Annotated in this window: 10 protein-coding genes and 1 pseudogene; 7 read left to right on the top strand and 4 right to left on the bottom strand. The window is 72.6% G+C overall.

What is annotated here, in order from left to right; genetic code table 11:
- Window positions 1-282: 282 nt before the first annotated feature.
- Window positions 283-1560 (bottom strand): aldolase, encoded by a 1278-nt coding sequence (locus ABH940_RS30210; RefSeq protein ID WP_370106708.1) that lies wholly within the window; start codon window positions 1558-1560, stop codon window positions 283-285.
- A 214-nt stretch (window positions 1561-1774) separates the two neighbouring features.
- Between ABH940_RS30210 and ABH940_RS30205 the strand changes: the two genes are divergently transcribed.
- The gene (locus ABH940_RS30205; RefSeq protein WP_370106707.1) at window positions 1775-2995 is read left to right on the top strand and encodes an MFS transporter; all 1221 of its coding nucleotides are present in this window, start codon (window positions 1775-1777) and stop codon (window positions 2993-2995) included.
- 59 nt (window positions 2996-3054) lie between these two features.
- Here ABH940_RS30205 and ABH940_RS30200 read toward each other — a convergent pair whose 3' ends face one another.
- Together ABH940_RS30200 and ABH940_RS30195 are read right to left on the bottom strand one after the other, a co-directional pair.
- Complete coding sequence (locus ABH940_RS30200) at window positions 3055-3465, bottom strand: DUF3052 domain-containing protein (RefSeq protein WP_370071836.1); 411 nt, start codon at window positions 3463-3465, stop codon at window positions 3055-3057.
- Entirely contained in the window at window positions 3462-4229 is a 768-nt protein-coding gene (locus ABH940_RS30195) for an NAD-dependent deacetylase (protein ID WP_370071835.1), read from the bottom strand. The genes ABH940_RS30200 and ABH940_RS30195 overlap by 4 nt, the downstream gene beginning before the upstream one ends.
- A 202-nt stretch (window positions 4230-4431) precedes the next feature.
- Here ABH940_RS30195 and ABH940_RS30190 point away from each other — a divergent pair, with 202 nt between their 5' ends.
- The 4 genes and pseudogenes from ABH940_RS30190 to ABH940_RS30175 all read left to right on the top strand — a co-directional run bounded on the left by ABH940_RS30190 (window position 4432) and on the right by ABH940_RS30175 (window position 8992).
- Window positions 4432-5328 carry a M24 family metallopeptidase gene (locus ABH940_RS30190; protein WP_370106706.1) on the top strand — a complete coding sequence of 299 codons (897 nt, stop codon included), beginning with the start codon at window positions 4432-4434 and terminating at the stop codon, window positions 5326-5328.
- A gap of 14 nt (window positions 5329-5342) precedes the next feature.
- Window positions 5343-7118 (top strand): SDR family oxidoreductase, encoded by a 1776-nt coding sequence (locus ABH940_RS30185; RefSeq protein WP_370106705.1) that lies wholly within the window; start codon window positions 5343-5345, stop codon window positions 7116-7118.
- 8 nt (window positions 7119-7126) lie between these two features.
- Window positions 7127-8047 (top strand): annotated as a pseudogene (locus ABH940_RS30180) (metal-dependent hydrolase); the annotation flags it as partial.
- Window positions 8048-8416: 369 nt separating this feature from the next.
- Window positions 8417-8992: a flavin reductase family protein gene (locus tag ABH940_RS30175; RefSeq protein ID WP_370106709.1), complete on the top strand. Its 576-nt coding sequence runs from the start codon at window positions 8417-8419 to the stop codon at window positions 8990-8992.
- 22 nt (window positions 8993-9014) lie between these two features.
- Here ABH940_RS30175 and ABH940_RS30170 read toward each other — a convergent pair whose 3' ends face one another.
- Window positions 9015-9950 (bottom strand): YbhN family protein, encoded by a 936-nt coding sequence (locus tag ABH940_RS30170; RefSeq protein WP_370106704.1) that lies wholly within the window; start codon window positions 9948-9950, stop codon window positions 9015-9017.
- A 192-nt stretch (window positions 9951-10142) separates the two neighbouring features.
- Between ABH940_RS30170 and ABH940_RS30165 the strand changes: the two genes are divergently transcribed.
- Both ABH940_RS30165 and ABH940_RS30160 read left to right on the top strand, forming a co-directional pair.
- Entirely contained in the window at window positions 10143-11498 is a 1356-nt protein-coding gene (locus tag ABH940_RS30165) for a wax ester/triacylglycerol synthase family O-acyltransferase (protein WP_370071831.1), read from the top strand.
- Between the two features lie 66 nt (window positions 11499-11564).
- A complete protein-coding gene (locus ABH940_RS30160; protein WP_370106703.1) occupies window positions 11565-12353 on the top strand; it encodes a TetR/AcrR family transcriptional regulator in 789 nt (262 codons plus the stop codon).
- The last annotated feature ends 50 nt before the right edge of the window (window positions 12354-12403 follow it).

The following is a 12403-nucleotide window of genomic DNA, read 5'->3' as shown; positions in this document are numbered from 1 at the left end:
GTGCACAGCGTCCTCGCTGAAAATTTGTTCTCAAAAGTAACTGGCGTTGACTTTTGGCACGCTGTTGAGTTCTCAAGGAACGGACGCTTCCTTCGAATTCCCTTTCGGGTTTCTCCGGGCGCTTCCTTCGTTTTCTACTCTATCAGAACTTTTCAGTCCCGATTTCGCAGTCCCCGTCAATCGGATTTCCGATTCTCTGGGGGAGGTTTGCCGCCCCGCTCAGCGGGGCAACCCGGAGAACGTTACGGCACGACCTGCCGGTCCTCCAAATCAGCGCAGCCCTCAACGTCCGGCGAGCGCGTCGAGCGCCGCGCGGTCCAGACCGGCGGCCTTCTCGACCTCCGCCGCATCGACCGCGCCGCAGTCCAGACCGCGGAGCAGGTAGCCGCTGAGCGCCTTCGCCGTGGCCGGCTCGTCCATCACATCACCGCCCGCGCGGGCGACATACGCCGCCAGGCGCGCGGCGGCCGAGTCCAGGCCCTCGCGGTAGAAGGCGTAGACCGCCGCATAGCGGGTGGGCAGGTGGCCGGGGTGCATGTCCCACCCCTGGTAGTAGGCGCGCTCCAGCGAACGGCGGACCAGCCGGTGGTGCAGCTTCCAGGCCGCGTGGACCTGCTCGGTCGGGCCGGTCGGGATGACGTTGGTCGAGCCGTCGGACAGTCGCACGCCCGTGCCCGCCGCCGCGACCTGCATCACGGCCTTGGCGTGGTCGGCGGCCGGGTGCTCCATGCTCTGGTAGGCCGCGCTGACGCCGCACGACGCGCTGTAGTCGAAGGTGCCGTAGTGAAGGCTGGTAGCGCGGCCCTCGGCGGCCTCGATCATCCGGGCCACCGTCGCGCGGCCGTCGGCGCCGAGGATGGCCTGGGTGGTCTCGATCTGGATCTCGAAGCCGATCCGGCCGGCCGGGAGGCCGCTCGCCTGCTCGAAGCCCTCGACCAGCCGCGCCATGGCGGTGACCTGCTGCGGATAGGTGACCTTGGGCAGCGTCAGCACGAGCTCCTCGGGCAGCGTGCCTTTCCCGGCGTCGAGCAGGCCGGTGAGGAAGAGGTCCAGCGTCCGGATCCCCCGCGTCCGGACGGCGGATTCCATGCACTTCATCCGGATCCCGACGAACGGCGGCGCGCTGCCGTCGGCGACGGCCTCGGCGACGAGGCGCGCGGCGCGCTCCGCGGCGGCGTCCTCCTCGGCGTCGGGGCGCGGGCCGTAGCCGTCCTCGAAGTCGATGCGCAGGTCCTCGATCGGCTCCCGCTCCAGCTTGGCGCGGACCCGGTCGTGGACGTCGGCGGCGAGCGCGGCGTCGGTCTGGCCGACGACGGCGGCGAGCGCGGCAGCGTCGGGGGCGTGCGCGTCGAGCAGGTCGAGCGCCTGGCGACCCCAGCTGCGGACCAGGTCGCCGACACCCTGGTCGGCAAGCGCGTCGGCGGGGACGTAAACGGTGTGGACCGGCTGCCGCGTGCCCGGGTCGCCCGGGTAGCGGGCGGCAAGGTCGGCGTCGACCTCGGCGAGGGAGACCTCGACGCCCTCGCGCAGCGTGGTGGAGAACGTGGTGCGCGCAGCCATGACTGCCCCTTCGCCTGTGTGACCCGAACAGCTGAGTGCCGGAACGACTGAATGACCCGAAGAACTCATCAACAGTTTGTTGACGCGACGCTATCGATGCCAGGACTGTCACGTCAACGTTTTGTTGCAGGGTACTTCCGGGGCGGCGCTCGGCGAGTCGTGTGCGGTCGATATTCCGTTGACCGACGATCCGCCCGACCGATAGGGAGACCGGGTGTCGAACCCTCTCGCTCCGCTGCGCCATGCCTCGTTCCGCCGCCTGGCCCTTGGCCGGGCCACCAACATGCTGGGCAACGGCGTCGCGCCGATCGCGCTGGCGTTCGCGGTGCTCCGGATCACCGGGTCGGTGACGGAGCTCGGGCTGGTGGTGGCCACCCGCTCGCTCTTCAACGTGGTGTTCCTGCTCTTCGGTGGAGTCCTGGCCGACCGGATGCCGCGTCGGCTGGTACTGGTCGGGTCGAGTGTGCTGAGCGCCGCGAGCCAGGGCACGCTGGCGGTACTGGTCCTCACCCACCACGCGACGATCCCGCTGCTGCTCGTCCTCTCCGCCTGCAACGGCACCTTCGCCGCCTTCGCCCTGCCCGCGTCCGCCGCTCTGCTGCCGCAGACCGTGCCCGTGGAGGAGCGGCGGCAGGCGAACGCGATCAACCGTATGGGCGCCAACAGCGCGGTGATCGGCGGTGCCGCGCTCGGCGGCGCGGTGGTGGCCGCGGCCGGTCCCGGCTGGGGCCTGGCCATCGACGCGACGAGCTTCGCCCTGTCGGGTCTCTGCTTCTTCCGCGTCCGCACCAGCCCGATGCCCGAAACGGCCACCTCACCCGTACGCCGCGGCATGTTCCGTGAACTTCACGACGGCTGGCGGGAGTTCGTCGCACGACGCTGGGTCTGGGTGATCGTGGCCGCCTTCGGGTTCCTCAACGCCGCGTTCTCGGGCACGGTGCAGGTGCTGGGCCCGACGATCGCCAGCAGGTCCTTCGGCAGCGGCGGTTGGGGGCTGGTGCTGTCCGCCCAGACCTTGGGCATGCTGGTCGGCGGCGTGATCGGGCTGCGGATCCGGCCGCAGCGCCTGCTGTTGGTCGGCGTCTCCTGCATGGCCGCCGAGGCGCTGCTGCCCTCCGGCCTCGCGCTGGGCATGCCCGTGGCGGGCCTCGCGGGGATGAACTTCCTTGCGGGAGTGGCCGTCGAGCAGTTCGGCATCGCCTGGGAGACCTCGCTCCAGCAGGAGATCCCCGAGGACCGACTGGCCCGCGTCTACTCCTACGACGCACTCGGCTCGTTCATGGCCATCCCGCTGGCCCAGGCCACCGTGGGCCCGCTCAGCGCGGCGATCGGCGTGCACGCCACGCTGCTGAGCGCGGCGGCGGTGATCCTCGCTTGCACGGTCGCCATGCTCGCCGTCCGCGACGTGCGCGCGCTCAAGGTCCGGTCCGCGTAAGGCCGCGTAAGGCGGCCATGGCCACAGAAGGCCGCAGCAGGCCGAGGCAACCGACCGACTCAGGACGGCCGGTTCTCCCTCCGCCACACGAACGCCAGCCCGGACCAGTCCTCCCCGACCGCCGCGACCTTGACGTCCACCACACCCAACGGCAGCAGCACCTCGCGCAGCAGACGGTCCGTCAGGTCGCTGGTGTGCCCTGCCGCGCGGCGCGGCCAGAGCACCCAGAGACACGACGCCGGCTGCAGCGCGTCCACCAGGCCCGTGGCGTCGTGCCGCAGTTCGTCGGCCGACCGGAAGAAGGCGAGCACGACGTCCGCGTCGGCGACGGCCGCCTGCCCGGTGCCCACCCGAACGCCGTCCGGCAGGTCGGGGAGCGCCCAGCCCGCCGGGGCGTGCCTCAGCACGACGCGGTGGCCGGGCTTGATCCGCAGCTTCCTGGCCAGCGGGGTGCCCGCGGAGCCGGTCACTCCGGCCGCTCCGGCCACTCCGCGCCCGCCTCCTTCGCGAGGCGGCGGAGCAGTGCCGGGACGGCAGTGCCGATCGGCTCGCGGATGACCTCCGCCGCCGCGTCGTCGTAGGGCGTCGGGTCGGCGTTGACGACGACGATGCGGGCACCGCCCGCGAGGGCCACGTCGACGAGCCCGGCCGCCGGGTGGACCTGCAGCGTCGTGCCGACGGCGAGCAGCACGTCGCAGGCGGCGGCGATGGCGCGGGCCTCGCCGAGGACCTGCGGGTCGAGGTGCTCGCCGAAGAAGACCGTCGCGGACTTGAGCACACCGCCGCAGACCGTGCAGGGCGGGTCGGCCTCGCCCGCGCGGACGCGGTCGAGGGCCACGGCCATGTCGCCGCGCGCGTGGCAGCTGACGCACTGGGTGCAGCGGGCGGTGCCGTGCAGCTCCAGGACCTTGCGCGGGCTGACGCCGCCGAGCTGGTGCAGGCCGTCGACGTTCTGCGTCAGCACGCGCAGCGGCAGACCGGCGCGCTCGTAGGCGGCGAAGGCGTGGTGGGCCGCGTTGGGCTGTACGTCGAGGACGCCGGTCTTGAGGCGCATCTGCCAGCTGCGGGCGCGGACCTCGGGATCGGCGAGATAGCTGTCGATGGTGACCAGCCGCTGGTTGCCGGGGTCGTCGCGCCACAGCCCCTGCGGGCCGCGGTAGTCACGCAGGCCGGAGTCGGTGGAGACGCCGGCTCCCGTGAGCGCGGCGAGGAGGGGACGGGCGGTGTCGCTCATGCAAGGAAACCTAGCCACCCCAGCGTCCGGGGGCGACCCGGTTTTCGCCCCGCTTTCCATCCCGGTTTTCGCCCCGCTTTGCGCCCGGGTAGTTGGCCGGGTAGCCGACCGGACACCACGCAGGAAGAACGCCGCGAAGCGCGCCGGAAAACTCGGTGTCGACACCTGTTGCACGGAGGTGACTCGGCAGTATGTTGACAACATGTCTAATAAGCAGCCGGCCTGGGAGCCGGGGGATCTGGAGCGCTTCCGCGCTGTCCAACAGCTCGCCTACCGCTGCGCGCAGACCGTGGCGGAGGGCCTCGAACCGGGCGTCACCGAGAAGCAGGCGGCTCAGCGGATGCGCCGCTGGCTGGAGGAGAACGGCGCGGACGACTGGTTCCACGTCCCGTTCGCCTGGTTCGGCGACCGTACGACCTTCCACCGGTTCCGCACGCCGCTCCAGTTCTTCCCGACCGACCGACGGCTTGAGGAGGGCATGCCCTTCATCCTCGACTGCGCACCCGTCGCCCAGGGCTACACCGCCGACATCGGCTACGCCGGCAGCCTCGGCGGAAACCGGGTGCAGCAGCAGATCCTGGACGACCTGAAGGAGTACCGGGAGCTGATCCTCGCCCAGGTGCGCGAGCGCAAGCCGCTCAACGAGATCTACCTCGCCGTGGACACGCTGATCGCCAAGCACGGCTACGAGAACCGCCACCGCGTCTACCCGGGCCGGGTGTTGGCGCACCAGGTCACCCGGCTCAAGGCGCGCGGACCGCGCACCGTCGTCGCCGGGTTCGGCATCCGCAGCCTGCAGACGCTCGGCCGGGAGCTGGTCGCCGAGCGGATCCAGCACCGCTCGCCGCTCTGGGCCGACGGCAAGTCCTCCGCCCACGCCCCGACCGCCGGCCTGTGGGCCGTCGAGCCGCACCTGGGCCTGCGCGGCATCGGCGCCAAGTTCGAGGAGTTGCTCGTCGTCACCGAGGACGACGCCTACTGGCTCGACGACGACCTGCCGCACGTCCGCACCTGGGCCACTCGGTCCGCCGCTGGGGAGAACGCCGAGCAGAACGCCGGGGAGAACGCCGGGGAGAACGCCGAGGTGCACGCGGTATGAAAGAGGAACAGCGCATGCAGGAGCAGCAGAGCTTCGTGACCGCACCGGACGGGGTCCGGCTCGCCGTCTTCGAGTGGGGCGAGCGCTCCGCCGACACCACCGTCGTCCTGGTGCACGGCTACCCGGACAGCCACGTCGTCTGGCGGCCGATCGCCGAGCAGCTGGCCGAGCGGCACCACGTCGTCGCCTACGACGTACGCGGCGCGGGCGCCTCGGACGCGCCGCGCCGGATCGCCTCCTACACGCTCGCCACGCTCGAAGCCGACCTCGGCGCGGTGCTGCAGCAGGTCAGCCCGGAGCGGCCGGTGCACCTGGTCGGGCACGACTGGGGCTCGATCCAGTCCTGGGAGTCGGTCACCGGCACCGCGCTGGCGGACCGGATCGCCTCCTTCACCTCCGTTTCCGGCCCGTGCCTGGACCATGTCGGCCAGTGGTTCCGCAGCAAGCTGCGGCGGCCGAGCCCGCGTGCGCTGGGCCAACTGGCCTGGCAGAGCGTGCACTCCTGGTACATCGGCTACTTCCATCTGCCGCTGCTGCCCCCGCTGCTGTGGCGCACGGCGATGGTCAAGGCCTGGCCCGCGCTGCTGCACGCTATCGAGGGCGTGCCGCGCGGCAGCGGCGCGCCGACCTTCCCCGCCGACGCGGTGCGCGGACTGGCGCTCTACCGGGCCAACATGATCCCCCGGCTGACCCGTCCCCGGCACCGGCCCACCGAGATCCCGGTGCAGGTGGTGCTGCCGCAGAAGGACCTCTACGTCACCCCGTCCATGGCCGGTCAGGCCCCGCAGCCCTACGTCGACCGGCTCTGGCGTCGCCCGCTGCGCGCCGGACACTGGGCGCCGCTGACCCACGACGCGGTGCTGGCCAACTGGATCGACGAGTTCGTCACCCACATCGAGGGCGGCCCGACCGCGCCCGCGCTCCAGCGCGCCGAGGTCAACAGGCCCCAGCAGGACGGGGAGCAGAAGGAGCACGCCGGGAAGCTGGTCATCGTCACCGGCGCGGGCAGCGGCATCGGCCGGGCCACCGCGCTGGCCTTCGCCGAGGCCGGTGCGGCGGTGATCGCCGCCGACCTCAACGCGGACTCCGCCGCCCGCACCGCCCACCTGGCCGCCCTGCTGGGCGCCCCGCGTACCGGCTCGTACGCCGTCGACGTCTCCGACCCGGCGGCCATGGAGGCCTTCGCCAAGGCCGTCGCCGAAGAGCACGGCGCACCGGACATCGTGGTCAACAACGCGGGCATCGGCCTCGGCGGCGCGTTCCTGGACACCCAGACCTCCGACTGGGACGCGGTGCTCGGCGTCAACCTGATGGGCGTGGTCCACGGCTGCCGTCTGTTCGGCGCGATGATGAAGGACCACGGCAACGGCGGACACATCGTCAACATCGCCTCCGCCGCCGCCTATCTGCCCTCGCGCACGCTGTCCGCCTACGCGACCAGCAAGGCGGCGGTGCTGATGCTCACCGAGTGCCTGCGCGCCGAGCTGTCCGACGACGGGATCGGCGTCAGCGCGGTCTGCCCCGGCTTCGTCAACACCGCCATCGCCAAGGCCACCCGCTACGTCGGCGTCAGCAGCAGCGAGCAGGAGCGGCTGCGCGGCAAGGCGGACCGCCTCTACCGGATGCGCAACCTGCCGCCGGAGCGGGTCGCCGACGCCGTGCTGCGCGCGGTGCGGGAGAACCGCCCGGTCGTCCCGGTCGCCGCCGAGGCCCGGATCGGCCGCGCGCTGACCCGCCTGTCCCCCGGCACCCTGCGCGCCATCGCCCGCGCCGACCTGACGCCCCGCTAGCCACCAGAATGAGAGGAGTCACCCCCGTGACCGAACTCGCCGTCAGCACCGAGCACGCGCCGCTGCAGGCGCGCCGAGTGACCTTCGACTGGACCGACACACCCCTCCACTGGGTCCCCGACGACCCGTTCTCCACCCACATGATCAACGTGCTGCACCTGCTGCTGCCCGCCGGCGAGAAGTGGTTCGTCGACGTCTACAAGCAGGCGCTGCCGCTGGTCCGCGACCCGCAGTTGCGTGCGGACATGATCGGGTTCATCGGGCAGGAGGCGGTGCACTCGCAGGCGCACTCCACCGTCCTGGACCATCTGGTCGCGCAGGGGCTCGACCCCTCCCCCTACACCGCGCAGATGGACTGGTTCTTCGAGCACCTGCTCGGCGACCACACCGCACCGCCGACGGCCACCGGGTGGTGGCTCAAGGAGCGGGTCGCGATCATCGCCGCCATCGAGCACTTCACCGCCGTGCTCGGCAAGTGGGTGCTGGACGCCCGGGGCTTCGAGCGGTACGGGGCCGACCCGGTGATGGTCGACCTGCTGCGCTGGCACGGCGCGGAGGAGGTCGAGCACCGCTCGGTGGCCTTCGACGTCTTCCAACATGTCGACGGCCGCTACCCGCGTCGGCTGCGGGCGATGACCACCGTCTTCCCGACCATGTTCTGGCTCTGGGTGCGCGGCGTGAAGTTCTTCATCGCCAACGACCCGGAGCTGACGCCTGCTCAGCGCAGGGTGCTGGAGCCGAAGATGAAGGACTGGGTGCGGGCCGCCAAGGCCGACCTGGTGCCCGCGCCGAAGCAGATCTTCTCCGCCGTCCCGCGCTACCTCAGCAGGCGCTACCACCCGACCCAGGAGGGCTCGACCGCCAAGGCGCTGGCCTACCTGGAGAGTTCGCCCGCCGCACGGGCCGCCGCCGCGCAGGCGGAGGCGGCGACGAAGCCGCTGCAGCTGGTGGTCGCCGACCGGCGCTCCCCGGCCGAGGGCGTGGCCGAGCTGCTGCTCACCTCCGCCGACGGCGCCGACCTACCTGCCTGGGAACCCGGCGCGCACCTGGACCTGCTGCTGCCGTCCGGTCTGGTGCGCCAGTACTCGCTCTGCGGCGACCCGGCCGACCTGAGCGGCTACCGGATCGGCGTCCGGCTCACCGAGGACACCCGGGGCGGCTCCCGCGAGGTGCACGAGAAGCTGCTCGCGGGCGCGTCCGTGGAGGCGCACCGCCCCCGCAACCGCTTCCCGCTCGGCGCGGGCGCGGGGCCGCGCTCCTTCGTGGCGGGCGGCATCGGCATCACCCCGATCCTGCCCATGGTGCGCGAGAGCGCGGCGCGCGGCAGCGACTGGCGGCTGCTCTACATCGGTCGGACCGCCGAGACCATGCCGTTCCTGGACGAGATCAAGGCGCTGCCCGAGGCGGACAAGCGGGTCACCGTCGTGACGACGGACACCGAGGGCCTGCCCGACCTGGCCGCCGCGCTGGAGTCGGCACCGCACGGCGCGGTGGTCCACGTCTGCGGTCCCGAGACGCTGATGGACGCCGTCGTCGACACCCTCGCCGCACTGCGCCCCGGCGTCGAGGCCCGGCTGGAGCGGTTCCACCCGGCCGAGGACAGCGCCCACGGCGACACCGTCGAGGTCGAGCTGCGCCGCACCGGCGCCACGCTCACCGTCCCGGCGGACCGCAGCGTGCTCAGCGCCGTCCGCGACCGGCTGCCGAACGTCGCCTACAGCTGCGAGCAGGGCTTCTGCGGCACCTGCAAGGTGCGGGTGCTGGGCGGCACGCCGGAGCACCGGGACGCCCTGCTGAGCGTCGAGCAGCGCGCGGAGTCGATGCTGATCTGCGTCTCCCGCAGCCAGGACGGCAAGCTGGTGCTGGACCTGTGAGACCGGACTGGCTGACGGCGGATCAGATCGCCTCACGCCGCTGTAGCCAGAGGAAGGCCAGCCACCCCGGCAGCAGCGGCAGCCAGAACGTGCACAGGCGGTAGACCAGGACCACCGGCACCCACGTGCCCGTGGGGGTGCCGGTGGTCACCCGCAGCGCGACGGCGAGCGCGGTGTCCACCGACCCGATGCCGCCCGGCACCGGCACCGCCGATCCGACGGTCGAGCCGATCAGCTGCGCGAGGGTGACCTCGGCGAAGCCGGGCCCCTGCCCGAAGGCACGGGCGCAGCAGTACAGGCAGACGGCGGCCATCAGCGTCACCGCCAGCTGGCCCAGGATGCCGACCGTCAGCTTGCCCGGCTGGTGCAGCAGTTGCCCGAACCGCGGCCCGGCCTCACGCAGCCGCGCCACCAGCCAGCGCCGCAGCCGCGGCACGCCGACCCCGCCGGCGACGACGGCCGCCAGCACCGCCCCGATCACCAGCAGCGTCGTCCCGGTCGGCAGCGAGGCGGCGTAGTCGGCGCCCACATACGCGCCGAAGCCAACGATCAGCAGCAGGTGCAGCACCAGCCCGGCGATCTGCCCCAGTGCCACGCTGGCAAGCGCCTGCGTCTGCGGGATGCCGGACCGGGCCAGGAACCGGGTGTTGACCGCCGCGCTGCCCAACCCGCTGGGCGTGGCCAGGTTGACGAAGAATCCCGACAGCTGCGCGAGCAGCGCTCCCCGGAACGACACCCGCTCCGGGACGAAGCCGACGACCGCGAACGTCGCCCCGACCGATCCGGCCGCCGACGCCAGCAGCGCCGGGGCCAGCCAGACGGCGTCGGCCCTGGCGAGCACCGGCAGCGGGTCGGCGTCGTGCCCAACGATCTGCAGCAGCACCACATACGCGACGACCGCACACAGCGCCAGCGTCACCAACCGCCGCAGCATCGGCCTGCGCGGGCGCCCCGACATGACCAGTCCGTTCCCGACAAGATCATCAGTCAAACATCGCCCCACCGTGCGGAGCCCTCGCGGAGCCCAAACTTCGCGAGCCTCTCACCTGGCCGCAACATGGGAGGGCGAGACTGATCAGGGAGATCGCCGGACAGCTCGCCGGAAACCACTGCCATCGCCGGACCGAATGCACCGGAAGGACAGGCACACATGGAGAACAGGCTCAGCCCGTTGGACGCGGCCTTCTGGAGCCTGGAATCCCCTGACGCACCGATGCACATCGGCGCGCTCGCCCACTTCGACGGCGCCGCCGACGCCAGTCCCCCCGACCTGGACGCCGTCGCCGCCGTGCTGGCCGAGCGTGCCCAGGCGATACCCCGACTCCGGCAGCGGGTGCGCACCCCCTGGAACCCGCTGGAAGGCCCGTACTGGGAGGAGCAGCCGGACTTCGACGCCGCCGCGCACATCGTCACCCACGCCCCCGCCGAGGACGACGAGGACCCCGACGGCGCTGTCGCCGGGCTGATGGCCGCGCCGGTGCCCCGGGAGGCGCCGCCGTGGGAGATGAACCTGCTCCCCGGTGGCGGTTCCGGTTTCTCGCTGCTGCTCAAGGTCCACCACGCCGCCGTCGACGGCCTGCGGGCGCTCGATGTGGGCGTCCGGCTGCTCGACCAGTTCGCCGGACGCGAGAAGCCCGACGCCACGACCAGGAGGCCCAACGGCCGGGAGCGGCACGCCGCCCCCACCGGGCCGCTGGCGCTGCGCGCCCTGCGTTCGATCCCCGTCGAAGCGAAGCGCACCCTCCGGGCCGCCGAGATCGCGAGCGACACGCTGCTCTCGGTCGCCGGAAGCGCCCCGCGCAGCCTGCTCCAGCCGGCCGCCCTGCTCCGCCCGTCGGCACTGATCCGTCCCTCGTCCGAGGCCCCCGGGCTGGCCCTGCCCTCCTACCCGCTCGACGACCTGCACCGGATCCGCAAGGCGCACGGCGGCACCGTCAACGACGTCGTCCTCGCCGTGCTCGCGGGCGCGCTGCGCGCCTTCGGCGACGAGAGCGGCCAGGGGAGCCGGAACGCCCGCGTGCTCGTCCCCGTCAGCCAGCGGGCGCGGCTCGGCGCGCCGGGCGGCGGCAACCGGCTCTCCGGCTACCTGCTCGACCTCCCGGTCACCGAGCCGGACCCGCGTCGGCGGCTGGAGCGGGTGCGCGCGGCGATGGACGCGCACAAGCAGCGCGGCCCCCGTCGCGGCCCGGGCGCGGTGGCGCTGCTGGCCGAGCTGCTGCCCGCCCCGGGGCACCGCCTCACCGCCCCGCTGCTGCGCCCGACCGCACCGCTGCTCTTCGACGCGCTGGTCACCAACGTGCCGATGCCGGACTTCCGGTTCACCCTGGACGGCCACACGCTGACCGGCCTGTACCCGCTGCCGCCGCTGGCCCGGGGGCAGGCGCTGGCGGTTGCCGTCAGCAGCTACCGGGGCCGACTCCATGTCGGCCTGCGCGGCCGCCTCGACACCACGGACCTGCACCGGGCGTTCGACGTCTCCCTCGCGGAACTCCTCGCGACCTGCTGAGTCGCCCCCTCGGCGAGCACCCCGTTCGCCCTCGAACGCCAGCCCCACCCAGCTAGGCTGACGCCCATGACCGCCGCATCAGGCGCCGCACCGGGGGCCGCACCCCGGCCGCGCCGCAGGCTCAGCGTCGAGCAGCGGCGCGAACAGCTGATCTCCGTCGCACTCGACTTCTTCGCGCACCACGCGCCCGAAGAGGTGTCGATCGACGACATCGCCGCCGCCGCAGGGGCCTCCCGGCCGCTCGTCTACCACTACTTCCCCGGCAAGCAGGCCCTCTACGAGGAGGCGACCCGGCGGGCGGGCCGCGAGCTGGCGGGGCTGTTCGACGAGCCGCAGGCCGGACCGCTCTCGGAGCGGCTGCACCGGGTGATGGGCCGCTACCTCGACTTCGTCGACGCGCACGGGCCCGGCTTCGCCGCGATCATGCGCAGCGGCTCGGCCTCGTCGAGCCCCGGCACGGGCGCCGTCATCGACCAGGTCCGCCAGGCCGCGCTGGACGCGGTGCTGAGCCACCTCGCGCTGCCCGACCCGAGTCCGCGCGTCCGCCTGGCGGTGCGGTCCTGGATCGGCAACGCCGAGATCACCGCGCTCACCTGGCTCCAGGACGATACGCGCCAGTTCTCCCGCGCGGAGCTGCAGCTCGCCCTGGTGCAGGAGTTCGTGGCCCAACTGCTGGTCGTCCTGGTCCACGAGCCGGAGCTGGCCCCCGCGATGAGCGGCTGGCTCGGCGCGGAACAGCCGGACGGACCGGCCGGGCTGCTGCTCAGCCGCCTGCTCGGCCTGCTCGGCGACGGCCTGCTGGCCCCGGAGGCGCTCCGACTGGCGACGGGCAGCGCCGATACGACTGTCAGCTGAGACCAGATATGAATGATTGTTCATTCCTTCCGGTATAGTTCCCCGTGGAG

This window comes from Streptacidiphilus sp. BW17 (assembly GCF_041262485.1).
Taxonomy (GTDB): domain Bacteria; phylum Actinomycetota; class Actinomycetes; order Streptomycetales; family Streptomycetaceae; genus Streptacidiphilus.
This window is presented reverse-complemented; position numbering and strand designations above follow the sequence as displayed.